The 24,368-nt window shown below is 45.9% G+C and carries 45 protein-coding genes and 1 pseudogene; 25 read left to right on the top strand and 21 right to left on the bottom strand.

The genetic code is table 11. From position 1 onward, the window contains the following. Positions 1-33: 33 nt before the first annotated feature. The 20 genes and pseudogenes from BN1044_RS04220 to BN1044_RS04315 all read right to left on the bottom strand — a co-directional run bounded on the left by BN1044_RS04220 (position 34) and on the right by BN1044_RS04315 (position 11,319). Positions 34-1,317, bottom strand: a complete 1,284-nt coding sequence (locus BN1044_RS04220; protein ID WP_072307681.1) for a tyrosine-type recombinase/integrase — start codon at positions 1,315-1,317, stop codon at positions 34-36. A 33-nt stretch (positions 1,318-1,350) separates the two neighbouring features. After that, positions 1,351-1,602, bottom strand: a complete 252-nt coding sequence (gene xisR, locus BN1044_RS04225) for an excisionase family protein (protein ID WP_061553955.1) — start codon at positions 1,600-1,602, stop codon at positions 1,351-1,353. Positions 1,603-1,822: 220 nt separating this feature from the next. Further along, positions 1,823-2,365, bottom strand: coding sequence for a phage N-6-adenine-methyltransferase (locus tag BN1044_RS04235; RefSeq protein WP_072307682.1), 543 nt, complete (start codon positions 2,363-2,365; stop codon positions 1,823-1,825). Further along, a complete protein-coding gene (locus BN1044_RS04240) occupies positions 2,362-2,601 on the bottom strand; it encodes a DUF4060 family protein (RefSeq protein WP_072307683.1) in 240 nt (79 codons plus the stop codon). Before BN1044_RS04240 ends, BN1044_RS04235 begins: the two co-directional genes overlap by 4 nt. Before the next feature lie 207 nt (positions 2,602-2,808). After that, positions 2,809-3,117 (bottom strand): hypothetical protein, encoded by a 309-nt coding sequence (locus BN1044_RS04245; protein ID WP_072307684.1) that lies wholly within the window; start codon positions 3,115-3,117, stop codon positions 2,809-2,811. Beyond that, positions 3,118-3,306: a hypothetical protein gene (locus tag BN1044_RS23820; protein ID WP_072307685.1), complete on the bottom strand. Its 189-nt coding sequence runs from the start codon at positions 3,304-3,306 to the stop codon at positions 3,118-3,120. Continuing rightward, complete coding sequence (locus BN1044_RS23825; protein WP_247650304.1) at positions 3,306-4,235, bottom strand: hypothetical protein; 930 nt, start codon at positions 4,233-4,235, stop codon at positions 3,306-3,308. The genes BN1044_RS23820 and BN1044_RS23825 overlap by 1 nt, the downstream gene beginning before the upstream one ends. An 11-nt stretch (positions 4,236-4,246) precedes the next feature. Then, complete coding sequence (locus BN1044_RS04260) at positions 4,247-4,528, bottom strand: hypothetical protein (RefSeq protein WP_139130886.1); 282 nt, start codon at positions 4,526-4,528, stop codon at positions 4,247-4,249. Then, on the bottom strand, positions 4,515-4,847 hold the full coding sequence (locus BN1044_RS04265; protein WP_072307687.1) for a hypothetical protein: 333 nt from the start codon (positions 4,845-4,847) through the stop codon (positions 4,515-4,517). The genes BN1044_RS04260 and BN1044_RS04265 overlap by 14 nt, the downstream gene beginning before the upstream one ends. 10 nt (positions 4,848-4,857) lie before the next feature. Then, positions 4,858-5,040, bottom strand: a complete 183-nt coding sequence (locus BN1044_RS04270; protein ID WP_072307688.1) for a DUF1317 family protein — start codon at positions 5,038-5,040, stop codon at positions 4,858-4,860. A 3-nt stretch (positions 5,041-5,043) separates the two neighbouring features. Continuing rightward, a complete protein-coding gene (gene recT, locus BN1044_RS04275; RefSeq protein ID WP_072307689.1) occupies positions 5,044-5,880 on the bottom strand; it encodes a recombination protein RecT in 837 nt (278 codons plus the stop codon). After that, positions 5,873-6,691: pseudogene (locus tag BN1044_RS04280) on the bottom strand (PD-(D/E)XK nuclease-like domain-containing protein); the annotation flags it as partial. The pseudogene BN1044_RS04280 and the gene recT, both read right to left, overlap by 8 nt. Next, positions 6,691-6,969: a host nuclease inhibitor GamL gene (gene gamL, locus BN1044_RS04285; protein ID WP_008814380.1), complete on the bottom strand. Its 279-nt coding sequence runs from the start codon at positions 6,967-6,969 to the stop codon at positions 6,691-6,693. The pseudogene BN1044_RS04280 and the gene gamL, both read right to left, overlap by 1 nt. A gap of 109 nt (positions 6,970-7,078) precedes the next feature. Next, a complete protein-coding gene (locus tag BN1044_RS23280; RefSeq protein ID WP_020303614.1) occupies positions 7,079-7,213 on the bottom strand; it encodes a protease FtsH-inhibitory lysogeny factor CIII in 135 nt (44 codons plus the stop codon). 405 nt (positions 7,214-7,618) lie between these two features. Further along, positions 7,619-8,065, bottom strand: coding sequence for a hypothetical protein (locus tag BN1044_RS04290; RefSeq protein ID WP_072307691.1), 447 nt, complete (start codon positions 8,063-8,065; stop codon positions 7,619-7,621). A 32-nt stretch (positions 8,066-8,097) separates the two neighbouring features. Then, a complete protein-coding gene (locus tag BN1044_RS04295; protein ID WP_072307692.1) occupies positions 8,098-8,466 on the bottom strand; it encodes a DUF2528 family protein in 369 nt (122 codons plus the stop codon). A 37-nt stretch (positions 8,467-8,503) separates the two neighbouring features. Then, positions 8,504-8,674, bottom strand: a complete 171-nt coding sequence (locus BN1044_RS23540; RefSeq protein WP_168780261.1) for a hypothetical protein — start codon at positions 8,672-8,674, stop codon at positions 8,504-8,506. Between the two features lie 236 nt (positions 8,675-8,910). Next, complete coding sequence (locus BN1044_RS04305; RefSeq protein WP_072307693.1) at positions 8,911-9,513, bottom strand: HNH endonuclease; 603 nt, start codon at positions 9,511-9,513, stop codon at positions 8,911-8,913. A 556-nt stretch (positions 9,514-10,069) separates the two neighbouring features. Beyond that, positions 10,070-10,621, bottom strand: a complete 552-nt coding sequence (locus BN1044_RS04310) for a hypothetical protein (RefSeq protein WP_072307694.1) — start codon at positions 10,619-10,621, stop codon at positions 10,070-10,072. 5 nt (positions 10,622-10,626) lie between these two features. Continuing rightward, positions 10,627-11,319 carry an XRE family transcriptional regulator gene (locus BN1044_RS04315; protein WP_072307695.1) on the bottom strand — a complete coding sequence of 231 codons (693 nt, stop codon included), beginning with the start codon at positions 11,317-11,319 and terminating at the stop codon, positions 10,627-10,629. A gap of 99 nt (positions 11,320-11,418) precedes the next feature. Here BN1044_RS04315 and BN1044_RS04320 point away from each other — a divergent pair, with 99 nt between their 5' ends. The 23 genes from BN1044_RS04320 to BN1044_RS04425 all read left to right on the top strand — a co-directional run bounded on the left by BN1044_RS04320 (position 11,419) and on the right by BN1044_RS04425 (position 22,881). Continuing rightward, positions 11,419-11,646, top strand: a complete 228-nt coding sequence (locus BN1044_RS04320) for a helix-turn-helix domain-containing protein (RefSeq protein WP_072307696.1) — start codon at positions 11,419-11,421, stop codon at positions 11,644-11,646. Between the two features lie 106 nt (positions 11,647-11,752). Then, positions 11,753-12,046 (top strand): CII family transcriptional regulator, encoded by a 294-nt coding sequence (locus tag BN1044_RS04325; protein WP_072307697.1) that lies wholly within the window; start codon positions 11,753-11,755, stop codon positions 12,044-12,046. A 28-nt stretch (positions 12,047-12,074) separates the two neighbouring features. Continuing rightward, a complete protein-coding gene (locus tag BN1044_RS23545) occupies positions 12,075-12,236 on the top strand; it encodes a hypothetical protein (protein ID WP_168780262.1) in 162 nt (53 codons plus the stop codon). Further along, positions 12,220-13,122 (top strand): DNA replication protein, encoded by a 903-nt coding sequence (locus BN1044_RS04330; RefSeq protein ID WP_072307698.1) that lies wholly within the window; start codon positions 12,220-12,222, stop codon positions 13,120-13,122. The genes BN1044_RS23545 and BN1044_RS04330 overlap by 17 nt, the downstream gene beginning before the upstream one ends. Then, complete coding sequence (locus BN1044_RS04335; protein WP_072307699.1) at positions 13,112-14,512, top strand: DnaB-like helicase C-terminal domain-containing protein; 1,401 nt, start codon at positions 13,112-13,114, stop codon at positions 14,510-14,512. Before BN1044_RS04330 ends, BN1044_RS04335 begins: the two co-directional genes overlap by 11 nt. Then, positions 14,512-14,781, top strand: coding sequence for a hypothetical protein (locus tag BN1044_RS04340; protein WP_072307700.1), 270 nt, complete (start codon positions 14,512-14,514; stop codon positions 14,779-14,781). The genes BN1044_RS04335 and BN1044_RS04340 overlap by 1 nt, the downstream gene beginning before the upstream one ends. Beyond that, positions 14,768-15,094, top strand: coding sequence for a phiTE_015 family protein (locus tag BN1044_RS23550; protein WP_072307701.1), 327 nt, complete (start codon positions 14,768-14,770; stop codon positions 15,092-15,094). The genes BN1044_RS04340 and BN1044_RS23550 overlap by 14 nt, the downstream gene beginning before the upstream one ends. After that, on the top strand, positions 15,087-15,371 hold the full coding sequence (locus tag BN1044_RS04350; RefSeq protein WP_072307702.1) for a hypothetical protein: 285 nt from the start codon (positions 15,087-15,089) through the stop codon (positions 15,369-15,371). The genes BN1044_RS23550 and BN1044_RS04350 overlap by 8 nt, the downstream gene beginning before the upstream one ends. Beyond that, positions 15,371-15,811: a recombination protein NinB gene (locus tag BN1044_RS04355; protein ID WP_061554988.1), complete on the top strand. Its 441-nt coding sequence runs from the start codon at positions 15,371-15,373 to the stop codon at positions 15,809-15,811. Before BN1044_RS04350 ends, BN1044_RS04355 begins: the two co-directional genes overlap by 1 nt. Then, the gene (locus tag BN1044_RS04360; protein ID WP_072307703.1) at positions 15,808-16,230 is read left to right on the top strand and encodes an ASCH domain-containing protein; all 423 of its coding nucleotides are present in this window, start codon (positions 15,808-15,810) and stop codon (positions 16,228-16,230) included. Before BN1044_RS04355 ends, BN1044_RS04360 begins: the two co-directional genes overlap by 4 nt. Further along, entirely contained in the window at positions 16,227-16,394 is a 168-nt protein-coding gene (locus tag BN1044_RS23290) for a NinE family protein (protein WP_095661790.1), read from the top strand. The genes BN1044_RS04360 and BN1044_RS23290 overlap by 4 nt, the downstream gene beginning before the upstream one ends. Then, positions 16,387-16,677, top strand: coding sequence for a DUF1364 domain-containing protein (locus BN1044_RS04365; RefSeq protein ID WP_025796672.1), 291 nt, complete (start codon positions 16,387-16,389; stop codon positions 16,675-16,677). Before BN1044_RS23290 ends, BN1044_RS04365 begins: the two co-directional genes overlap by 8 nt. Then, positions 16,674-17,036, top strand: a complete 363-nt coding sequence (locus BN1044_RS04370) for a RusA family crossover junction endodeoxyribonuclease (protein WP_072307704.1) — start codon at positions 16,674-16,676, stop codon at positions 17,034-17,036. The genes BN1044_RS04365 and BN1044_RS04370 overlap by 4 nt, the downstream gene beginning before the upstream one ends. 220 nt (positions 17,037-17,256) lie before the next feature. Beyond that, positions 17,257-17,460, top strand: coding sequence for a protein ninH (locus BN1044_RS04380; RefSeq protein ID WP_072307705.1), 204 nt, complete (start codon positions 17,257-17,259; stop codon positions 17,458-17,460). Further along, entirely contained in the window at positions 17,457-18,242 is a 786-nt protein-coding gene (locus BN1044_RS04385; protein WP_072307706.1) for an antitermination protein, read from the top strand. The genes BN1044_RS04380 and BN1044_RS04385 overlap by 4 nt, the downstream gene beginning before the upstream one ends. Before the next feature lie 321 nt (positions 18,243-18,563). Continuing rightward, complete coding sequence (locus BN1044_RS04390; RefSeq protein ID WP_061059845.1) at positions 18,564-18,737, top strand: type II toxin-antitoxin system HicA family toxin; 174 nt, start codon at positions 18,564-18,566, stop codon at positions 18,735-18,737. Positions 18,738-18,787: 50 nt separating this feature from the next. Next, entirely contained in the window at positions 18,788-19,195 is a 408-nt protein-coding gene (locus BN1044_RS04395; RefSeq protein ID WP_072307707.1) for a type II toxin-antitoxin system HicB family antitoxin, read from the top strand. 177 nt (positions 19,196-19,372) lie between these two features. Continuing rightward, positions 19,373-19,588 (top strand): class II holin family protein, encoded by a 216-nt coding sequence (locus BN1044_RS04400; RefSeq protein WP_004094663.1) that lies wholly within the window; start codon positions 19,373-19,375, stop codon positions 19,586-19,588. Next, complete coding sequence (locus BN1044_RS04405) at positions 19,588-20,130, top strand: lysozyme (RefSeq protein WP_072307708.1); 543 nt, start codon at positions 19,588-19,590, stop codon at positions 20,128-20,130. The genes BN1044_RS04400 and BN1044_RS04405 overlap by 1 nt, the downstream gene beginning before the upstream one ends. After that, entirely contained in the window at positions 20,127-20,588 is a 462-nt protein-coding gene (locus BN1044_RS23295; RefSeq protein WP_072307709.1) for a lysis protein, read from the top strand. The genes BN1044_RS04405 and BN1044_RS23295 overlap by 4 nt, the downstream gene beginning before the upstream one ends. Positions 20,589-20,657: 69 nt before the next feature. After that, complete coding sequence (locus BN1044_RS04415; RefSeq protein WP_072307710.1) at positions 20,658-21,383, top strand: scabin-related ADP-ribosyltransferase; 726 nt, start codon at positions 20,658-20,660, stop codon at positions 21,381-21,383. A 200-nt stretch (positions 21,384-21,583) separates the two neighbouring features. Next, positions 21,584-21,913, top strand: a complete 330-nt coding sequence (locus tag BN1044_RS04420) for a hypothetical protein (RefSeq protein WP_072307711.1) — start codon at positions 21,584-21,586, stop codon at positions 21,911-21,913. Positions 21,914-22,191: 278 nt separating this feature from the next. After that, positions 22,192-22,881 carry a phage antirepressor KilAC domain-containing protein gene (locus tag BN1044_RS04425; protein WP_072307712.1) on the top strand — a complete coding sequence of 230 codons (690 nt, stop codon included), beginning with the start codon at positions 22,192-22,194 and terminating at the stop codon, positions 22,879-22,881. 172 nt (positions 22,882-23,053) lie between these two features. Here the strand turns inward: BN1044_RS04425 and BN1044_RS04430 are convergent, their stop codons facing one another. Then, positions 23,054-23,314 carry a hypothetical protein gene (locus BN1044_RS04430; RefSeq protein ID WP_072307713.1) on the bottom strand — a complete coding sequence of 87 codons (261 nt, stop codon included), beginning with the start codon at positions 23,312-23,314 and terminating at the stop codon, positions 23,054-23,056. A gap of 326 nt (positions 23,315-23,640) precedes the next feature. Between BN1044_RS04430 and BN1044_RS04435 the strand changes: the two genes are divergently transcribed. Both BN1044_RS04435 and BN1044_RS04440 read left to right on the top strand, forming a co-directional pair. Next, positions 23,641-23,835 (top strand): hypothetical protein, encoded by a 195-nt coding sequence (locus BN1044_RS04435; protein ID WP_008813116.1) that lies wholly within the window; start codon positions 23,641-23,643, stop codon positions 23,833-23,835. Positions 23,836-23,837: 2 nt separating this feature from the next. Then, a complete protein-coding gene (locus BN1044_RS04440) occupies positions 23,838-24,350 on the top strand; it encodes a terminase small subunit (RefSeq protein ID WP_072307714.1) in 513 nt (170 codons plus the stop codon). Positions 24,351-24,368: the final 18 nt, after the last annotated feature.

Genomic DNA, 24,368 nt, shown 5'->3' on the forward strand with positions numbered 1-24,368 from the left:
CTAGCATGGTAATGCTATTGTTTTATAAAGAGTTTAACTGTTGCTAACTTTGCTATGGGGCATGGGTGGGGCAAAGTCAGATAATTTCTGGTTCAGCATGGCTACTTGCTCGCTATTTGTTTCCTCCATCCAAGCTCCATAAACCTGATAAACCATTTGGGCGTTAGTGTGGCCCATTTGTGATGCAATGAAGTTTGGGTTAGCTCCAGCAGACAAAGACCAACATGCATACGTATGGCGGGACTGATACGCTTTCCTATGTTTTAGTCCGGCGCGCTTTAACGCAGTATCCCAACTTTGGCTGATCGAACCAACAGAATAATGGTCTCCTGATCTGCCATTTGTGGCGGAAACTGACGGTATGAATACAAATGTGCATTTGTGAGTAGTCTTCCTGCCATACTCTCTCTGAGTTACTGGGATATCGTGCTGCTTGCTCAGTCTAGTTAGCTCTGACTGGTCGCGAAGAATTTCTATCGCTGGCCTTATCAGATTAATGGTTCTTTCTCCTGCGGCAGTTTTTGGAAGGGTAAACTCTCCAACCTTTGCAAGATTTCGACGGACGGATAGTGTCCCTGCTTTTAGGTCAATATCCTCCCACGCCAGCGCGCATATCTCCCCATGTCTCATTCCTGTATAGACTGCTAGTGACCATATATTTCTAATCTGGCGTTCTCTAAAGGCATCTATCATTCTCACAAATTCCTCTCTGGTTAGAGGGTCTGGTTCGGGTTTTCCTTTCCTCAGAGGAGTAATGTTTGCAGTTGGATCTGAAGTAATATAATTATTGGACAGAGCAAAACGGAACAATGATGTCAGTCCGGATATATAGGAATTTACCGTTGGAACAGATCGGCCTTTCCTGATCACTTTGTGCATGTAACCGGGGGTTTGAAATCCGGTAAGTAACTCCTTTCTAAGGTTAAGAATATCTTCTTGAGTTATTGATGAAACCAAGCGGTTAGAACCGATGAATGGAAGTGAGTTTTTTATTTTAGACCGGTATCTATCCAGAGTGCTTCCAGCAATCTCTGTCTCCTTGATTGAAAGCCATTTATCAGCCAAATCTCCGATCGTAATCTCTCGCTTTGTTGTCACGAACCTTGTTAGGTTAGGCGAGCTTGGGAACTGTTCTGCATAATCAAAAGTCCCCATTTTTATTGCAAAACAAATCGAAGTTCTAAGCTCTCCAGCTATCTTCCTGTTCTTAGGTGTGTCAGGGACACCTAATGACTCCCTGACTCTTTCACCCTTATAGATGAACCATAGCCGCAAATTGCCACCATGGTTCTCTACACCCGTTGGGTATTTAGCCATTCACACATCCTCATAAGTTAGTGGGGAAGCTATTTAAGCAGATTTCCGACGAGGGATCGCTGCTGGCTGTCCGTCCATCCAGCGCTCAACCATTTTCCAATCATAAAAACAGGTGCTGTTATCTCGTGGTTGTCCGTCTGGAGAGATGTGCTTGTATTCTCGTCCCTCCATCCAGCAATCTTCACGAGCTTTCTTTATGGTGTTCTTTTTGAGGCCTGTTATCCCCATTAGAACGCTTTCTGATACCCATTTAGCTGGTACTAACTGAATTACGTTGTTATCCATCATTTATCCTCAAACTGCCCATTCAAAACACCAATAGTCCAAAGGAACCTAACGAATGGAATTCCGAGAGGTTTAATGGTTTCGTAGTGGCTGAGAAGAATGGGGCGGGTGATTGTGTCGATGTTGGTTTTTTTTTGGCGCGGACTTTATTGCAGATTTCATTGCTTCGTTGCATCTCCGCGCCACATTTCTTATCGCGTTGTCATGTTCTGCTGTCATGTCATGCCGCTTTCACTCCCGCCATAATGTCGCTGCCGATTGCGATCAGTTCGTCACGTGATACGGTTGTGAATTGGCAACGTGGTTTGATGAATGGCCGCCAGATAAATAACAGGCTGCCTTTGCTGTTTCCGTTTTTACCGGGTTTGCCGGTGCCAGCATTGATGAATGACAGCCGACCGCCTGTGATTAGACGAACTTCATCAACAGACTCGAGCGCCAGAGAAAACCAGCCGGTTGATGTATCAGCGGGGAGTAACATCACAATCGGCTGGCTTTGTGCTTTGCACTGCTCAGCGGCTTTTTCTACCCACGGAGTTATTGCGGAGTAGGGCGGATTGCACCAGATAGCGCCGTAGCTTACCCATTCGCTATTCAATGCATCATCGCGCTCTGTCAGATATCTGGCACACAAGGCGTTTCCGTGGTCGGCTGCCGCGTCGAGATAGAAACCAAACTCAGCATCAAGCGCGGCGAATACCTCTATCGGCGTCTGCCACCGGTCTTTATGTTCTAGCGGCGTATTGCTAGCAAACTCACTCACGCTGCATTCCCCCACACTTTGGATAAATCCCTAGGGCGCATCATCGATGTAGCCACATATGATTTTTCTCGGTTGATAATCTCTATGAAGAATTTCTCTTCGCTAACTTTGATTGTGTACGTGACGCCTTTCTTGGTTGGCCCATAGTCTCCGTACTTGGCTTGATGGAGATTGAGAGCAGCCTTTATAGCCGCTCTTTCTGTACTCTCTGGATTACCCTTGATGATGTGTCGCATGCATCCTCCGGCAATAAAAAAGCCGCTGGTTAGGCGGCTATTAATCTTGGTTAACTGGTAAGCACATTAGAACGTGGTTAGGCCGCTTCTCATGAATCAGCTTTATCCATTGTTCACAGGTTTCTTTTGGCATAACTTCAGGTGTAACGGGGAGGGCATCGCAAGCATCTAATCCGCAGGCGCTGACTAGAAGGATATAACCGGCTATCAGCATGGCTTATCAACCTTACGCCAGCCAGCATCATAGAGAGCTGCCGCCGCTTCATGGTTCTGCCAGGAGTCAGGCAATCCATCTAGCAAGCTGGTAATTTCGCTGATTTGCTTCTCTCGCTCCGCAGCCTTGCGTTCCTGAGCAATTTCATTGCAAAGCTCAATGCATGGTAGACATATTGATAATCCATCAGGCCCACCAACCATATTTTCTTTGCCACAAATTCCTTTGCAGAAATTGCATACATCTTCTGGCTTCGGCTCATACTTTTCGAATGCTAAAAATCCGTTAAATGTGACGGTCATCTATTTCTGCTCCTGTGCTGTAGGCGTTGAAAATGCAGCGCGAGAGGGTGACCAATCGCAATACGTATCCGATTCAGCGTGCCCGAAAATGGCTTTACAACGCCGAATATGTACGCAATCACCGCACGCTTTACCCACTGGCAGTTTCATTTTGTCCGGATCTGCTGGGTCATAATTAAGAATTGCCATTATTCGCTCTCCTGCGCAGGGGCTGCGGCAAAGTGTTCAATCCCTTTAGACCAAATATCCTTGATGGTTGTCCAACGGACGGGAACCGTAACCTCGATAATCCCGCTACCATCACAAGTTTCACACTCATCATCACCAAAGCATTCGGGGCAGCTAATCTCTGTCTGCTCAGTGAATTCACCAATCATGCATGACTTGGCTCCGTTCTCTGCCGTTAGCTTGCATGGAACCAGCTTCCAGCCTTGAGGCAACTTGTAAGGCTCGCTTACAGGTTGTGCTGATAACAACTTAGCGGCATCTGCTGCCAGTTCTGTAATGCTGATAGTGGCGCAACCTTCCATGCCGTTCCGATCCTCGCCGTAGACGTCAAAATCATCACTATCGATGTCAGATGCATCAAAAGCCGCAAGCTCATTCAAGAACCACAGGACGTTATCGCCGTAGCGTAGTTCTGACTGTTCTGGTATTACAGGTTGTGCGGGTGCTGTAATCTCAAGGTCTGAAATAATGTCAATCACAGAACTTAATCGGATAGCCATTGCCGAGGCTTTTTGAGTCGGAACTGGAAGCTCTTTTAATATCCAATTCAAGATTCTGTTTAGTATTTCCACTTGCTGACTCAAATCTACAAGTTCAGGCTGTTTAGGTAATACCGGTGCTGCATAAACCAGAACCTCGCCATCTTGCACAGGCCATTCCCCATCACGGCAATAATCTGTTGTGGCCTCAACTTGACCGCCTGATATGTGGAACGAACCAATCGGATTCTTAGCTGCTTGCTCGTATGCCAGAAGCTTTGCCTGTAACGACTCACACTCACCGAACTTAGAAAGAAGAGTTTCAGCAATTTTATGCTGTGTAGTGTTATGCATATCGTCTGTCATTGTTTCGATGAAAAACTTAACTTGTTCTTTTGTTAACTTAGTCATTGCTCTGCTCCTCAAATTGCGCTGCGAAGTTTTTCGATAACGTGATCAGGATTAATGTCGTAGTTTTCGCAATACTCTAAGAAGCTATCGCCGTCAGACCCGATAAAATCAGATAGAACTGATGCTTCTTCTGGTGTTAGCTGGTTATCCCTAATATCTTCGAATGCCACATACACCAATCTTCCACCGAGTATTTCTGTAGCACCGCTTACCGCCGGCTCTTTGCCTTTTTCATACTCAACGACAAATGTGTATTCGCTTGCGCCGCGCTCTTTGCTGTTACTGTGCATCATTAATCCCCTTGCGAAGCTGGGCGGCGAAATCTTTTGCGGATTTGATGTAGGATTCCATCCACTCACTTTTTTCTTGCTCAACCAAAGCATCAACACCTTTTGCCATCAGCTCTCTGGTGAATTTTTCGGTGGCTGGGGTTTCAGGAATGCCGTCAATTGCATCAAAATATGTCTCGTTTTTGTCATCCCATACCCAGCAATCATCTTTTATAAATTTATTTAACGCAGCATTCTCAGCCGCCATATCAGCCAGCTTCTTCTCTAGCGCATCACGCTGCTGAACTACTGATTCGTATGTCTCTATTGGTAGGTTGTTCATGAATATCTACCTATGCGGACCAATGCAGCTCGCGCGCCAGTTTCGTTAGAAAGGCGTTATGTTTTTCTGCTAGTCGCTGGGCTTTTATTGGATTGGATGTGAAGGTGTTATCGGGGAGTAACCAGCCGTTGTTTTTTCCTGAGTAGGGAATGGTTACTTTCCCCACTCGGATATCATTGTGAGGATGCCACAAGGCTTATTCCTCGCTACTTCCATCAACTACTGAATACTCTCCGTGAATTACTGAGGCGTTCTCTTGATCAAGTCCAGCCTCGGCTTTCTCATCCATAATGACGGCTTTCTGCATTTCGATACTGACTGGAAGATACTTAAATAGGCGGCGAATGACGGTCTTTTTCGCCATTTCTTCCCAGTGGGTTGACCACGGACCGCTGTTTCCTGCTTTGCTTTGGCTGCGAACCTTTTCAACTTGCTTGAAGGTCATAACTTCGAACTGTACGCCGCCATCTTTCAGCTTTGCTACAGCATAAACATGAGTGATTTTTGCATCTTCGTTCTCGCCCGGTATGTGTGTCAGGGTTTCATTTAGCCCGTACTCAAACTTGAACTCATCCCCTTCACGAACTGTACGGGCAGAGATGCTAACTATCTGACCAGACCGTCGTGCTAGGTCAATCATCCCGCGATACCCAATGATTAACTGCACATCCTTGCTAACGACTTCCCATTTCCCCGTTGATGGATTCTTTTTATTTTTATTGAATGGCAGGAGGTATGCGTGGCCTAAAGAGTTTCCGGGCTCAAGGCCAAGTTGTGAGCATTGAACTACGGAACCGATAAAGCTCTGCTGATTACAACCTGCCAGCTCCGGGTTTTTTCTTATTTCGGTAGTGATGATGCGGATCATCCGATCAGCAGTCATATGTCGCGGTAGCGCGGCTGCCAACTGATTTTTCATCGCTGGCTGATTCATGAATGCTACAAGAGTTTGTTCTGGGGATTTTTCTGCTGGCGGTTTGGATTGCTGTGTCTTCTGCAGGTCTGCGGTTGCAATTGGTGGCTGGCTACTCATTTCTTAATTCCTTAGCCCAATAAGGGAGTGATAATGTTTCGATGCCCGGCCACTCATTTGTGGACAGACATTCAGAATAGGTGCGTAGATTTCTCTTATATTCTTCACGCCCAGCCTGTCTAGCCTGTGCATCTGAAGTGAAGATTTTGACTGGATAACGACCACAATTTATTGATGTGCTGATCGCGAGGAATACGAAGGTAGGATGCTCGCCAAATTGCTTGTGATACCCATCTGAATAGAACGGGTCTTGGACGTGGTATCGGTAGTCGTAATATGATCGACCGAATCTATCCATATCCGCTGTGCTCTTAACGTCTAAGCACCAGTTGAACTCAGTTATCATTTTGTCAGGTCGGCAACGGCATAAAACGCCTGTCTCACTATCTTCCCAATAGATGCTCGCCTCCTGAACCCCTTGAGCTTCAAGCATCCATCTTGCTGTAGGGTGGGCGAGGGCGCTTTCGCGCATAATCTTTAATTTACGTCCCTCATCAGAGGTCATGATTGTCTTGTTCAATCCTTCGCATTGCTTAAGAAATTCCTTTTCTTCCTCTTTCCCTGCATTGCTTCTGCGATTGAACTCAGGGGCCACGATAAATCGCTTGTCGAACTCATCAGGCTCAAGTAACAAGCAATGTAGAGCTGAGCCCATGTCGAGAGATTTAATCTTCTCTTCATCAACTGGGGCGTTTTTACGCCATAAATAAAAAGCTGGGTTTACTGCAATATCATCCAGCTGCGACTTACTAATCCCTTCACCAGCATGATAATCTTCGTTTGAAATATCATAATAAATGCCTGTTTCTATCATGCCGCCCATCCATACTTATCGTTCCATTCGGTTTCTGCTCGTTCCCATGCCATTACCGTGATGAACTCGTTGTATGCATCTTTAGCTTTTGATGTATACAAGCCCATCCGAACCGATTCAGGAAGGTTAAAGCCAGCAAATGACTCTGGCCCATCTGGGTACTCTGAAAGGATTTCTTCTGCGCGATTATCAATCCAATTCTGACGCTCAAGTTCGGCGTCGCTTTGCTTTATTCGCTGATCTTCAATGTAATCCTGCAACTGGTATGCGTTCACTTCACACCTCCGTTAACCCTTGCTAGGTCGCTTGCTATATCCCATAAGACACCATCTCGTAACCGGCATGACTCCATAGCCAATGCTCGAAGTAGCTTTACTGAGTAGCTCATAAGGGATTACCGGGCTGATTCAATAAGTCGATAAGACGGCGGGCGGCATCTTTCGCTCGCTCGATTAAATTACGTAAGTGCGACTGTTTGAGGTTGCCCATGTTCGGGCAACCCGCGATTGCATAAATCATGGGTAACTCCTAGTTATTGATTGTTGGTTTCATTGCAAAACGCCTACGCTTTGCGATGAATTAGTTTGTTTAGATGGGGTATATCAACGCTTTATGAACAACAGGCGTAAGCACAAAATCACTATGGATAAACTGATATAATGGACATCCACCCCAGAAGTGGGCTTTGACTTGTCATATATCGCTATATGGCCTTTTTAGACCTGATACCCTGCGTCCGTATCAGGTCTTTTTTTTGCCTGAAATCCGGGTATAAAAAAGCCCCTAACGAGAGGGGAAAAACGTGTCATCTAACCAGAGAACAGTAATTCTCCAGTTATGAGCGGGATTGCTCACAGCAGATACTCAGTGAATACCTGCGATGTGCATTACTCGACTTCTATTCGATTTCTACGCTGTAACCGTTCATCCGGATAACTTGGAATTCCATGATTCAATTGCAGTCACTGGATGGTCGAAAGTTACAGCAGCAATCCACCCGCAGCACTTCAACTGAAACTTATTGAGGATGTAGGGTTCAGGGCTTAATCGGCAGCCTTGGTTCCATTCGAATGCCTTGATAGTTGGATTACGATTACAGAATGGGCACTCTCTAGCATCTGGTAGGTTTTCAAATGAAACATCTGGAAATGATGCATCATCTTCTGCCCATTGCAGTTCTTTAGGAACGAGTACCGAGTATCCATTCCAACGATCGAACTCGGGAGAAAGAACATTGTCATATCCAGCCCCGCGAAGCCTGAACTTTGCCCTCGCGATGACAGTAATACCCTTAGCTACACGGCTGCCCATGCGCCACAAATACACGCCCGCAGATTCTGGCTTGCGTTCTGAATAATTCACCCACTCCATATCTATCTCCATTCTGGATATAAAAAAGGCCGCTAGGAGGCCTTGATTGTCATGTCATCTGTGTCGAATACACCTGAAGTATCGAATCCTGTTATCTTAATGCCTTCACTTCCATCCATTGGCGGCCAACCCTCCTGACCGTTCCCTTCATCCCATGAGAACTCACTGACTACCCCATAAACGTTGTAGTCATTGGATACACCGATAAGCATTGATTGCTGAGCTAGCATAATGAGCACTGCGTTTAGTACAGAGCCATGCTTATCAATACGACTCTTGGAATTGCTCCAGAAATTGTTAATCTCATGAAGCTTTTCTTCTGTCATGACGTCGTGGTCAATCTCTACTTCAAGTTCGGCCTTCCAGTCATAATCAACCGTGTAGCGTTTGATATTCCCCATCTCACACCCCTTGTTCACCCAATAAAAAAGGCCGCCGTCAGGCAGCCTCAAATCCAGTTACTTCTATCCGGCATATCGGATAGGTATAAAGGTTTTTCTCCTGAATCATGCGCTGCGCCTCTTCCATGTTTTCGGCGCCATCAATGAACTTAATGTTCTCGCCTTCATCTTCATGCTTCCCCGCTAGAACTGTGTAAATTAGCTTCATACCTACCTCTCTAAATTAAGGGAATGCTCTTCCCGCGAATCTTCTGACGCCCGAACGCTGAAATGTTGACGCCGGACACAACCCGATGTTGCTTATGCTCTACCTCTACCAACTCTTTAGCTGCTCTTGGTGTCGGTAGGGATAGTGCTTTTACTGTTCTCTCTGAGCATCCAGAGAGCGTGGTAGCGATTTTGTTTGCAAACCGGCGCTCTGCATTGGCTGAGTTTCTTTCTTCACTACGGCGCTCTAGACGGCGTAATTTGCAGCGTTGTTTTGCGTTCATGGATTTCTCCGAATTCTTTAGAGAGAATTAAAATATTGTGCTGAACTTTCCTCATGGCAAACTCACCATGAATCTCCATGGCCTTTCTGTTATATGTCTCTACGGCGGTACGCTTATCAACAAACATACCTAGAGATATTTTTTTCTTATTTACCGATATTGAAGCCATCCAGCGGTTATACCTTTTCGAGTAAAAAACACCGATATAACCCGTACGATTAGCTCTCGTTAAACCAATGCTTCGGTTATTCTGGTTTCTTGTAACCTCTCTTAGGTTTTTGATTCTATTGTCAATCCTACATCCGTTGATGTGGTCAATATGATCAGGTTCTCTCCCTGTCAGCATCTTCCAAATCACACGATGTAATGTATAGAGCCTGCTATTAAACCTCACATACATGTATCCATTTTTATTTAAAGTCCCACAGCTGTTACTTAACACCCGACCGGGTTTACGGGTTGCCCACCAGAGAAGGCCGCTATCTGCGTCATATCTGAATTCGCTCAATAACTCTTCTTGGCTAGGCAAGGGGATTCTTTTGATATTCTCGCCCATGTGCTTTTCTCCAAGTTACTCAGCTATACGAGCTATGACTCGTATAAATAAGTTTCTTTGACTCACACTCTCGCAGTGAGCGCGCCCATGCCCTTGAGACCTCTGTCGCTCAATCGCCGCTAATAACCGGTGCGCGTCTGGCCTTCGCGCTGCTTCACCGAAGCTACTTTTAATTAGAAACCTTAACCCGATGCTAAGCAGGCTCGCTCAATGGCGACTCAGGGCAGCATTATTACTGCTGCATTACCTTTCGGCTGCGGTCTAACCGCTTTAGTGCACCACTTGGCACCTCCTGTTATTGGTTAGATATTTCGTACACCTCTCGGCATACCTCCTGATTGTTAAAGAGCATCCAACTTCCTGTTGGTTAGTGCGTCCTGCTTTGTGTGAAATCAATATATGCGTATTGCGCATATGCGTCAAACGCATATTTGTGCAATTTATGAGGTTTATGCGCATGTTGTTGTTTTAATGATGAATTTATTTTTTATTACTTATGAGGAGTTTTAGGCACAAAAAAACCCGCTCGAGGCGGGTTTATATATTTGAAGCTCAGTTATTTGGGTGTGTACTCAATAGAAACAGATCCTGCAATTCTGTCTTCAGAATAACCATTTCCGTTGTTACCCATACTTATAGATAGTTTTGCAGTTGTGTCCTTGTTCGAGAATGTTGAAGACCAACTTCCGCACTCAGGATTGCTTACGCATGGAAAGAAAGCGAATGAGGTATTGTATACATGCTCAGATACTACTGGCTGACTATCAAATTGTTGACCAAGCATAGACTTCAAGCGGTTATATTCTTTCTTGGCTGTCTCGACGCTGTCATTGCCTGTCATGTCATAGCTTCTATAAATAATCTTTTTCAGCTTGCTATCGTTAAAGTAAAAGCGATATTCTCCAGTGCCAATCTTTCCAGATGGAGGGGATGTTACGTATACGAGCGCTCCACCATCTCGCTGTGGAATTACCTGATAAGTAGGCAGTTTTTCATATCTATATCTATCTGGAGAAGTGTTCCATTTAACTCCAAATACCGCATCATTTTTTTGATCGCATCCTGATATGGCTAAAAGCGAAATGATAAATAGCGCTGGTAATCTCATTCTATTTAACCATGCCTTCTAATCTGTTGTGACTGGCTTATCAATACTTTACCTTGAATATGAAGCATATCCATTTCGTCTGGAGTTACAGACCATGTTTCGTAAGCCTTGTTGTCGGATATTACTTTAAGCTCAAACTTAACTTTTTGAAGACGCTTAACAAATGTATCTCCATTGAAATCGAACACATAGATCCCATCACCATCGAAAAATTTGGCAAGCGTATCAACAAATATCAGATCACCCGGCTCTAATGTTCCAATCATAGAATCACCCCTGACGTTGATCAGCATGACAGAGCCTTGCGGCCTATTGCCAAACATCGTTCTAGCATACTCTGGAACGTATTCAATAGAACGGATGATTTCTACTACATCTCCAGTATTTGCACCATCTCCGGCGCTAGCACTAACGTCAAGGACATCAACACGATACACATTTTTTCTCCCTGAATCAGATAGAGACTTAACACTGTATGAATCAACAGTATCACCATCTTCATCAGTTGAGAATAGCTCAGAAACCTGAACTGAGAGGCCATCGGCTATTTTTCTGAGCATGAGTTCACTATATCCCTGAATGCCACGCTCAAGTCGCGATATGTTGCCCACGTCGCTTCCCACCGCATTTGCCAGTTCAAGGATTGTCATTTTCTTCGCCTTGCGAAGCTGTCGGATCTTTTTGCCTACTTTATTCATAGCTTAATTCTTAACTATTTTATGCGTTTGACGCAAAGCGTATTGCGCAAATTAAATATGTGTCATAATATGCGTAATGCGCATTTATGGAGGTTTTATATGCAAACACCACTTAGAAAAATGCGTGTAGAGAAAAATTTAACAATCGCAGAAGTAGCCTTAGCGACGAAGATTGATGTTGGAAACTTAAGCCGCATCGAACGCGGAAAGCAGATTACATCACTTGATAAGGCTAAAAAAATAGCCGAATTCTTCGGTGGAGCAATCTCAGCGATGGAAATTCTCTACCCGCAACAGTTTATGAAATCGGGCAGCAAAGCAGCCTAAGCAACACCGCTCTTTAACAGTCATGGCCTCCCTGCCGCAATGTGGGGAAACCCAAACCACCTTCACCGGTGGCGTAACTATTTATTCAACTGAGGAAGTATCACAAATGGAACATGCAAGTTATAGCAAGCGCATCAACGAAGTGGAGACAGAACTCCGCTGCAGGATGATGCAGAAGACTAACCGAGAGTTAGCAAAGCAAGCAGGGTGGCACGAATCGAAAGTAAGCCGCCTCAATATCCGCGACATGGCAACGATGTTCGTACTGCTAGAGAAGGTATGGGAAACCAGTTTGATTCGTGAGGTAGCGCGTCAGGCTGTGGAATCGGTATTGCCACAAAAGAAAAAGTCGCCAACTGCGGGAACAGCTGACGACTCTCAGATCACTATGACTTTCTAGTACTGGATCAATTCACAGGAGTAATTCTATGTCAAAACGTAGAAAAAGCAATAGAGAAGAGGAACGGCGTTACCCCGACTCTCCAGATGGTCTGGTTGTTGTTGCCTCTAATAACCGTGCTTTTGCAGAGCGGTTAACGGGGATCATCCGATTACGGCTGAAGGAGACGGAACATGTTAAGCGTCGTTAGAAATATTGATGACTACAGAACGCAGGAAAGACCTGTAGAGAAACCGGAGGCAACCGGTAAGGGGTTTGCCTTGATACACCGTCAATTCATGGATAGCAGACTGTACAAGGATTCTCAGGCAGTACACCTATGGCTTCATCTGATACTTAAAGCCAACTATGCACCGGCAATCGTTAATACCGACATTGGAGAGATGATGGTAGGGCGAGGGCAGATGATAACTGGGCGCCCAACATTAGTTTCGGAAACCTTCATTCCTGACAACAAAGTGAAGAGTTTGCTCCGTAGTTTCGAGTCGAAAGGCATGCTGAAAATCGAAGCTATGGGACGTAAATTCAGCCTGATTACCATCCTAAAATACGATGATTTTCAGTCTCAAAATTGTCCAACGAATGTCCAACGGTTGTCCAACGAAAACACCAGTAATGACGAGCCTCTCAGCGGTGTTTGTCCAACGAATGTCCAACGGTTGTCCATAAACAACAATATAACTAATAACTCTTTATCTAAAGATAAAGAGAGTGTCTCAGCAGCAGAAAAATCAGAGCAGGAAAAACCAAAGCTTTCTTGCCAGGACGTAGTTGATGCCTATCACGAAATCCTACCTGAAGCACCAAAGGTTAGAGTCCTCACTGACAAGCGAAAAAACAAGGTACGCACTTTCTGGAAGAAGGCTGGCGTTGTTACCAGGCAGCTAGATGGTCATGCGTTCTCAATGCAGGACTGGAGGAACTACCTGGAGTACATATCGCTTAACTGCCGGTGGATGCTTGAAGAACGCCAGAATGCCAACCGAGGCACCACCTGGAGAAAGAAAGACCTTGAGTATCTGTTAGACGACAGTGTCTACGCCAAAGTTCGTGAAGGAGCCCATGATGACCGATGATTACAAATTACCACCGAGCAATGCAGAAGCTGAACAGGCTGTGATCGGTGCAATAACCTTAGACGCGCAGAGTGATAGAGTTCAGCGCGTTTTTTCTTTCTTGGCGCCGGAAATGTTTTACAACCGTAGACACGGGATGATTTACAAAGTCGTTCGTTCCATGAACTCGGCTAACGAGGTCATAGATTTGCTGACTGTGAGCGATCGCCTGGATGCAATGGGTGAATTGCAAAACATTGGCGGCTTTGGATACCTGGCTGAAATCCAGAAGAACACTCCATCCACGGCCAACGTCATCGCATATGCTAACGCCGTTAAAGATGCGTCAACTGAAAGAATGATGATTGAGCAAGCTAACCGAATGCTCGAGGTTCTCTACTCCAGAAATGGGATGACTACAGATCAGAAACGTGACGCTATCCAGGCTCTATCTATGCAGATTGACGAAAAGTCCAGATCTGGAAGTCACCAGGGGTTAACTCCGTTCTCGGATGTGTTTAGTGATTGGCTAGATACGATAGACCGGCGCCTACAGCAAGATGCTTCGGCGGTTGGTTTGCGTTCGGGAATTGAAGCACTGGATAACATGCTCAACCCAAAGCTTATCGTGAAAGGATCATTATTTGTCATTGGCGCCAGACCAAAAATGGGTAAGACAACGCTTTACACCCAGATGGCGATTAACTGCGCGATGAATGAAAACCTTCCCGCTCTGGCATTCAGCCTTGAAATGTCAAAATTACAGCTTGCAGAAAACATGATCAGCCAGAACTCCAGGGTTAACTCCAAAGTGTTTTACCTGGATGGATACGAAGACAACAAATTTGCTATGGCATCTGCCAAAGGATTTGAGTTGGCGCAAAACGGGAATCTATACATCGATGACACTCCAGGGCTATCTCTTTCTCATATCGTTGCTGAGTGCCGCCGTATTAAGCGAGAGCGCGGGGTTGTTGGCATGGTTTTGGTGGATTACCTCACACTGATGAAAGCTGAAAAGGCTGAGCGTAACGATCTGGCATATGGAGTCATAACAAAAGGGCTAAAGAACCTGGCGAAAGAGTTGAACTGCGTTGTTGTCTTACTTACGCAATTAAACCGCGACTTGGAGAAACGAGTAAACAAACGACCATTGCCAAGCGACAGCCGAGATACTGGGCAGATTGAGCAAGATTGTGATTACTGGCTTGGTATTTATCGAGAGGGCGCCTATGACGAACAGGCTAGCCAGGCAGAAACAGAATATCTGTTGCGTCTTAACCGGCATGGTGAGTCTGGCGTTATCCACGTAGAACAGAGAAGCGGAATTATCTACGAAGTGGACCAGGATCAAGCAGCCAGAAAATCCAAGGAAAGAGAGGACAAACCGCGTAAGAAAGGAGGCTTCTGATGTTTATGAACTATCGTGAGGCCATAGAGCGAACGGATGCCATTGAATACCTAATCAAACACTTTCCAGAATTCCCCTCCTCAGTTCCAAACGGCGGCCCCACAAAAGAAATATCAGTTTCGTATTTCAAACAGTTCCGCTTTGTTCTTACCCATGATGGAGAGGTTATTTTTGGTGACTGCATGGTACCAGGTATCACTGCGGATGATTTCAACGAATACAAACACAGCGTGTTGCAGCTGGTAGGAGATAGTCATGACAAGTCGTGAACAGTTTGAAGCGTGGGTTATGAGTATTATTTGCATATCAAAGCAGACCCTTATTGGATTAAGGGAGGGTGATAATTACAGAAACTCCACTTTGTCAGGACGTGACTATCAATCCATGTGGATGGCATGGCAAGCAAGCCGCGAGGCGGTGGAGGTGGAGCTACCAGATAAGAAATTCATCAGCGAAGATGAAGCTTTGATACCAGAAGACTCTGACTGGCCAGATGGATTTAACACTGCATTAGAGCAATGCGCCGAGGCTATCCGCGCCGCTGGCATCAAGGTTATCGAAGGAGAAAAAAAGAATGGCTAAATCATCAGACGTACACGACCTGTTAACCGCGTATCAAAAACAGGCTAGAAAAATACCTGCAAAGGGTGTTTATGCCTCAAGACGGCGTCAGATTGAAGTGCAGGCGGCTCATGCACGAAAGATGATGCGCAAGCGTCGTCGGTCAGTCGGTAAGTCAAACAAGCTCGGTTTTCGCTTAACAGCGGAAATACGCGTAGCACTGATTTGCGATATGAATTTCTGGGCGTTGGTATGCCGCTCTAACCGACAGAATGGCATCAAGGGTAAGGGGGAGTGATGAATAAACAGGCCTATTTTCTGATAGACCGACACCGACAGCAAAACGCCATCCAGTTCATCCAGTCACTCCCAGTCAATCCAGATTCACCCCTCGTAGTAACCATCCAAGAGCGAACCAGAACCCTAGACCAGAACGCGCGCCTATGGGCAATGCTTAACGATATCAGTGAGCAAGTCATTTGGCATGGGTTAACGCTCAGCAGTGAAGACTGGAAGCACATATTCACCGCATCACTCAAAGGCCAACGGTCGGCACCGGGTATTGAGGGCGGCTTTGTTGTGCTTGGGCAATCAACTAGTCGAATGACTGTGGGTGAAATGCGTGACCTGATAGAGCTGATACAGGCATTTGGTGCAGAGCATAACGTTAAGTTCGGTGATGATGCCATAGCCGCAATGCGCTGGGCTCAACAACACAACAGGAGTTCAGCCGCATGAAAGCAATAAGCATCAGGCAGCCGTGGGCTTGGCTAATAGTCAATGGCTACAAAGATATTGAGAACCGAACTTGGCGCACTAAATACCGTGGCCCTGTACTGATTCACGCTTCACAGGGAGTTAAGTCCATCGAGTACGTCAGAGCGTGCAATCTCATTCACCAAAAACTCCGTGAGCATGGGATACCGCTTCCACCAATCGATCAACTACAGACCGGTGGCATTGTTGGCATTGCAACCATTACCGACTGCGTAGAAGAAAGCGATTCTCCATGGTTCTTTGGTGAGAAAGGCTTTGTACTGGCCGATGCCAAAACACTGCCGTTCATACCGATGAAAGGTAAGTTGAGCTTCTTTGAGACAGGTGTCGAGCCGCTGCTTGTATCAAGCGCCGACCCCGAACCACCGGAGGCAGCATGAAGCGACAGCGAAGTCCGACACAAATAGCGATAGACAATTTAATCTTCAACAAATCCACTCCCCGCAGTAAACCCCAACCCATATCAACAGTAACTTTCAACTACAGCGCCCACCTGCATGATGTGCGTTGGCTTAGAGTGCGAGCGAGGAATAGACATGGCTAACCTTCGGAAAGAAGCTCAAGGCCGAGAATGTCAAGTGCGGTTGCCCGGCATATGCAACGGCAACAGCGAGACGGTAGTGCTGGCTCATTTTCGAATGGCTGGATTATGCGGCGTAGGGATGAAGCCTAACGACCTATTCGGCGCTTGGGCATGCTCTGCATGTCACGATGAAATAGACCGCAGGACAAGGCGCACAGACGCTGGTGAAGCGCATATGGCACATCTTGAGGGCGTAATACGAACTCAGGCTGCGCTGATTGCAGAGGGAAAGCTAAAACTATGAAGGAATACCGGCTAACGCTGCCGTACCCGCCAAGCCTAAACACATATTGGCGACACGCAAGGCAACGGCACTACATCAGCGAGAAAGGCACAAAATACAGACAAGACATTATCACCATCATTCAGCAGCAAAAACTCGATATTCACACCACCTCCAGACTCAAATTCTTAATTACTGCCCATGTACCAGACAAACGCCGCCGAGACTTAGACAACTTGCAAAAGGCCGTCTTTGATTCGCTTGTGCATGCTGGATTTATGGAAGACGACGAGCAGATTGATGATTTCAGGGTGCGGCGCGGTGAGCTAGTGAAGGGCGGCAAGCTGGAAGTGGTCATTACCGAACTGGAGGCGGCGTGAGAAAAATCATTTACCCATGTGAAACTGCGGCAATTTTCAATGATGTGGTTTTCGTGATCAGGCCAAACAGTGCGGAAGATTTAATGGAGGAATGCAAAAAGGCAGAAACCTTTTTCCTCAACTTCTTCCCAAGTGCCACCAACGAATGCGTATGCAATGAAATCCGATACAGCTTCGGCGGCCTATACATTGATTCGCTTGAAACCTTGTGGGAGTCATTATGGATGCTGACATCCGAACCATACCCGACATGTTAGTTGATACATACGGTAATCAGAGCGAGCTAGCACGACGCCTACACATCAACAGGGAAACCATATCAAAATATCTCAACGACAAAGAGGCCAAACACCACGCCATAGTTAACGGTGTATTCATGACAGCTCGCGGTGATAGTGGGAAGAACAGGTGGGGTAAGCGATGAATATCGAAAGCACAGTCAAATTTCATTCACCGAAATCTACTCAGATAAGCGACTCCCCTCGCGCAACAGCATCAGACGCCTTAACCAACACTGATGTCATGTGCGCTTTGGGGATGGTGCAGAGTAGAGCGCCACTCGGATTTGCTGCCTTCAACGGGAAAATGAACATCAGCGAAAACGATAAAAAACGCTCGGTACAGTTACTCACTCAATACGGACTCAAGCACTGCGATAAGGTTGCCGCCTTACGCAAGCTTGATATGAATATTAAGGTGAAGGTCGTGCAAACGCTCGCAAAGTTTGCATACAAAGACTATTGCCGATCTGCAGCAGGAACTGAACAGTGCGATTGCTGCAAAGGTGCGCGAGTTATCAGGTCGAAGGCCATGGTCATGAAACACGCCGGATGTGGGAAGACTCCGCCTAAATATGTGGAGGAGATTACCCATACGATGTGCCAGAAGTGCAACGGAAAGGGTGAAGTCTCCGTGGCATGTTGTAAGTGCAACGGGCGCGGTGAAGCCGTTAATCGCGAAGAGACGGAGCGGCAGGGAGTGCCTGTAAAACATACCTGTAAGCAATGCTCAGGCCGTGGTTATGAACGCATCCCAACCACAAAAGCATTCAGAGCAGTATCAGTGCTTGCGCCAACACTAACCCTTGATGTGTGGAAGCGTGGAGCAAAGCCATTTTATGAAGAGCTAATTTCCCATATCGAAAAGGAGGAAAGTTTTGCTGATAGCCAACTCAAGAAAGTTACGAGCAGAATTGCAGAAAGTTGAAATCCGACAACGATTGCTACTTGCAAAATGCACTAAACTAGAATAATCTAGCTCTAACACTAGAAATCCGTGAAGATGTTTAACGTGGATTTCAAGAAAGGCTGGCTTAATCGCTGGCCTTTTTGCTTTCTGGATAACCGGTGCGACGCCAGAAAACAATCGCACAGTGGGTAAGTTCGTCTCATTGACTGCAATCCCCCCTAACCGGCTGGAAGGTCGGTATCAATTCAATCCTCTTCTCTGATATGTAGTAATCAAAAATGTTGACACAGTAAACATAAATGATTACTATAATAACATGTTCAACAGAATGGAGGAGTGGTGAAGCAAAGCGAGTTTCGAAGATGGCTCGAAGCTCAGGGGGTTGAGGTTTCAAATGGTACGAATCACTTGAAGCTAAGACTAAACGGGAAGCGAAGTGTAATGCCAAGGCATCCCAGTTCTGAGATAAAAGAGCCGCTAAGAAAAGCAATCATTAAGCAGTTAGGATTGTAATAAAACCAGCCTCGAAAGGGGCTGGTACTTGCAGGCTTCATCATAACAATATGCGATATCCCGTAAATCTAGAACCAGACAGCGGCGGATTCTTCGTAAGCTTCCCAGATATACCGGAGGCACTCACGCAGGGCGATAGCCGCGAAGACGCGTTATCAATGGCGCTCGATGCTTTAGTTACAGCGTTTGAGTTCTATTTTGAAGATAACCGAAAAGTACCGCTACCCAGTGAAGTAACCGGCGAGTTTGTTGATGTGCCGCTTAGCGTGGCCTCAAAAGTGCTTATGCTTAATGCTTTTATTGATTCCAGCATGACGCAAACCGAGCTGGCTAATCGCATGGGCGTGAAGAAACAAGAGATCACTCGGCTATTCGATCTGAAGCATGCGACTAAAATCGATGCGGTTCAAAAAGCCATGCGGGTACTCGGTAAGCGGTTAGAGTTTCAAGTTATCTAACTAGACCAAAGATAAGTATCAATCCACGAAGCCCTGAGTTAATAGCTCGGGGCTTTTTGCATTTAGCGTCATCCACACCAACCAATCGCACTCACACATTCCTTGTCTGGCATGGGGACGGGTGACGCTATTCCCTAATTAATTACACAGCGCCTAACCCTACGGGGAGGTGAGACGATGCTACGTATGGACAAAATCACAACAGGTATTTCCTACGGAGCGTCAGGCGGTAGCGCCTTATTCTGGCTTAAACAACTCCTTGATGGCTTCTCACCTGAACAGTGGGCAGCGTTTGGCGTTCTTGGAAGCCTGCTATTTGGCCTCCTGACGTTTCTAACGAATCTCTACTTCAAGGTAAAAGAAGACAGGCGTAAAGCCTCAAGGGGTGAGTAATGAATCCATCCCTGAGAAATAAATTAAGCGCGGCAGTGATTACCCTCATCGTATCAGGTGCATCTGCTCCGGTATTGCTTGACCAGTTTCTGAATGAGAAAGAAGGAAACAGCCTAACGGCGTACCGAGATGGCGGTGGCATATGGACGATATGTCGTGGGGCAACGATGGTTGATGGTAAGCCAGTCGTTCAGGGAATGAAGTTAACGCAGTCCAAATGCGACCAAGTAAACGCCATAGAACGCGACAAGGCATTAGCTTGGGTAGAGCGGAATATTCATGCCCCCCTTACCGAACCACAGAAAGCAGGCGTTGCATCATTCTGCCCTTACAACATCGGCCCCGGTAAATGCTTCCCTTCAACGTTCTATAAGCGACTTAATTCAGGCGATCGGAAAGGTGCTTGTGAGGCAATCCGTTGGTGGATTAAAGATGGTGGCCGTGATTGCCGCCTGACCAAAGGCCAAAAGAATGGCTGTTATGGTCAAGTGGAAAGACGCGATCAGGAAAGTGCGCTGGCATGCTGGGGATTGGATGAATGAGCAAGATTAACCTAACGCCTGTATTCATCATTATCATCGCCGCCCTAGCATTTCTAACCGATTGCTATCACTCAAACGCAACTGAATATAAAAAACAGCGTGACGACAAAGTTAATGAGCTGAAGACGGCTAATGCCACCATCACTGATATGACAATCCGGCAGCGCGACGTTGCTGCTCTGGATGCCAAGTACACAAAGGAGTTAGCCGATGCGCAATCTGAAACTGACGCTCTACGCCGTAGGCTTGATGCTGGTGGCCGGGTGCTCGTCAGAGGCAAGTGTCCAATGTCCGCCGCAACCCAAACCGCCCGCCCCGCCCGCATGGGCCATGATGCCACCGTCGAACTCTCTCCTGCTGCTGGACGAAACGTTCTCGGTATCAGGGGCGGAATTATCAGCGACCAGGCAAAAATAAAATACCTTCAGGATTACATAAAGACACAGTGTGTTCCCTGAAATCTTAAATCGGAGGACAGACGAAATATTAGTTGTGATTTTTATCCACTCATCTTAGAGGAAGAAATAATGTACAAATCGATAAAGCTTTTGCTGGGGGCTCTTGTTGCGTCGGTAATGCTTATTCAGTCAGCTGCAATGGCCGCCCCGCCTAAATTTGTATACAGATTTGATACCCGACCACCCAGCGATATTTTTGTAAATGGGTTTACCAGTTGGGGTAATAATGAAAATGTTTTTGCTCATATAGGGGGTAGATCATGCATTCAGGTTGAAGGTTCGGAACGCGACTCAGCATTTATTGCCACAAGTTCAGATATCACCTGGAGTACTGCCCGGGCACTTCAGTTATCCATGCAGTCACCAGATCAACCGGTTTATCTTTACCGTATTCGTGCTGATGCAGGTTTTTATCCTGGCATGGAATCCCTGGATGCTTATGCAAGGGATAACCCTGAGGCCCGGATAAGTCCTGCAAATCGTACTGTTCAGGAAGAGGCTCATGAATATTTAGCTTTAAATCGTATTCTCCCGGAGAATATTGAAAGTGCAACCCGTTTTTATCAATGGCAAAATGACGTATATCCTAATTCTGGCTATATTGCCAGAGATACTCATGCGAATAACTCTGCTTTCGGCTCGCAATCAGATGGCGTGATACACCGGTTTACGTGGGTTCTTCGTGCCATGCCCACGGTAGGTGCCTGCTTTGGTTTTTTTAGTGATAAGTCTCGTAACGATAATTCAGATAATGTGATTAGGCTTGAATCCTTACTTATTCCGGCCATTGAGTAGCATTACTGTGTATACAAATCAATGATAAAAACTTGTTGACAGTTAACCTAAGAAAAGTTGCCACTTTTCTATTGTCAAACTCGAAAAGCTTTTAATATAACTCCCGCAAGTTAAAACTGATGGTTTTACGTGGTAAATCATAAAATGAATCTTTTATTCCACCCGCCCTTAAATATCCAGTAAACAGAGGTATGTCAGATATGAAAATCGCTAAAATTTTAATTGCCTGTATTGCTCTTTCTCCATTGGCTTCATTTGCTGCCAGCACTGTCACTCCGGACAATTCTACTGATCGCGCATGTGGTGCGTATGTATCCGAAATACGCGCCTACGCGGGTGACTATAGATATACCCTGGTGGATAAGGAAGGGAACAGAATAAGTGAATCAAACGTTGGCAGTTATGAAGCTACTGACGCGAATATAATTAAAATACTGAATATGTCTTATGTTTTAAATAAGTCTGTTTGTATTGACTGGGTTTATTATTCTACATACTGGCATATTGATGGAGTCGAAATTTTAAAATAAGACTCGTTCATCATTAATGTTTTATTGTTGGATTGATAAAACCGCCAGCGACTTTTTATAGCAATTCTATTTAGTATTAGTTTTTACGAGACTTCATCTTGTGTTGATAGCCTCGCATTCGCGGGGCTTTTTACATCTGCATTTCACCGCGCTTTCACCGCGCATCGTAAACCCCGAAACCCTTCACAAAAGCGACCTCTGAGAACTCCATCGAAGCATGGTGAGATCGGGTATGGGCGTTCTGGTGAACAGAGGTTTCTTTTTTGAAGGTATTCGCCATGCAATATCCAGTAAATGATCACCCAGCAATTATGACCAGTCTTGAGATTTCAGAACTGGTAGAGAAGCGACATGATAACGTCAAACGAACCATTGAAACCCTCATTGAAAGAGGCACGATAGCTTCTCCTCAAATTGAGGAAAAGCAAACGGCAGGCAGACCGGTAGCTGTTTATGTATTTGAGGGTGAAAGAGGTAAGCGTGACAGCATCATCGTAGTCGCTCAGCTTTCACCTGAATTTACTGCCAGACTTGTCGATCGCTGGCAGGAACTGGAGCAGAGCTTAAGCCATCCGGTAAAAATCCCGCAGACACTGCCGGAGGCGCTTCGTCTTGCTGAACAAAACGCCGCTCTCGAAAATAAGTTAGCAGTAGCAGCACCAAAGGCTGAATTTGTTGATCAGTACGTTGAAGCATCCGGGCTGATGGGATTTAGAGAGACAGCAAAACTTCTGAAGATAAAAGAAAACGATTTCCGCCTGTTCCTGATTGATAACGGGATCATGTACAAGCTGGCTGGGAAGCTAACCCCATACTCACAGCACCTTGATGCAGGCCGATTCGCTGTTAAGACGGGCGAGAACCAGCATAACGGCCACGCATTCACTCAAGTGAAATTCACGCCAAAAGGTATTCAGTGGATAGCTGGGCTTTGGGCTGCCAGCCAGTTACAAGGCAAGGCAGCCTAAGCGCAAATTTACGCTTTGCTGCAAATACAAATAGTTAGAGAGCCTATTTCACAAAGGCTCGCCTAAATGGGATTTGAAAACCCATTTAATAACAGTGATAGGTAAGTACTGGCAACAACGGGTAAGCCGTAAGTCAGTTAGCACCTCTGCGAAGCGGGGGGAGTCTGGCGAATCAACTATTAACAAGTTGGCAAAGGGCCTCTTCGGCTTCAGACAGAGAGAAGTTAGGTATGAAATTACCTTGATATAGTTCACCAGTGCGAGACATGCGCCATACTCCTCGGCGTTCAGCATCCGATGAGAGTTCATCTCCGGCATCCAAATCGACCGCAATACCAATCACATGTAAGCAATAAAAATTACCGCGCTTAACGATGAGCACGAACTGAGGGCTGGTTTGCATTCTTACTTTCTTAACGATAACGGCTTTCATGGTTACTCCATAGTTACAACGGCGACAGTTTTACCTCGTGACTATGAAAAAACAATGGAAAACATCTGAATATCAAATTGCGTAGGGTTGTCGCAGCATCTCTGTATTAGCAATAACCGGTCCCTCTCCTAGCCGCGAGCGTACAGAGACATCAATAACGACCAATGCCGAGCGCCCACCACGCGACTCTCATGGCGGTTACATGAACCGTGGCAGAAGAATCATGGAGCAATACAGTGTGTTTTCACTGAGAGCACACGATATTGCAGCATTAGTTCACATGGCGCCCGAGGGCGGATACTCAAAAATCAGAGGAATGTTCGCTTATGGCTGATAAGTACAACGTCAAAGCAACAAAGAAAGACGGAACCACATACGAAGGCGTCATGACAACCAAAGAGCCAAGACTGGTTAACGGTCTATTCGCTATTGCAGAACATGACGGATCATGGACATACATTCAGCCGGATGAGTTAAGTGAAATCACATTCAAGCCGGTAGTGGAAGAAACTCAGGAGTAATCATGGCGCTCAACGACAAACAAGAAATGTTTTGTCGCGAGTACCTCGTTGATTTGAACGCAACACAAGCGGCCATTCGTGCGGGGTACAGTGAGAAAACTGCCCGAGCAACTGGTTGTGAAAACCTAACAAAACCAAACATTGCCGAACGTATTATTCAGCTTAAGCAGGAGCGTAACGAACAGGTTGGCATTGATGCTGCTTACGTTCTAAAGCGCCTTGCTGAAATTGATCAGATGGACGTAGCTGACATTCTGCTTGAAAACGGTGAGCTAAAGCCGATTAAAGATTGGCCCAAGGTATGGAGAACCACACTTTCAGGGATTGATGTGGTTGAGTCATCCGGCGATGTACCTTCTCTGCTTAAGAAAATTAAATGGCCTGATAAAGTGAAGAACCTCGAATTGTTAGGCAAGCATATCAGCGTTCAGGCTTTCTCCGATAAGTTAGAAACCAAACTCTCCATTGATGACGAGATGGCTGAGCTTCTGCGGGAGATATCATCAGAGGCGTGATAAATGTCAGCAATCAGT

The organism is Hafnia alvei (assembly GCF_900095695.1).
Lineage (GTDB): Bacteria > Pseudomonadota > Gammaproteobacteria > Enterobacterales > Enterobacteriaceae > Hafnia > Hafnia alvei_B.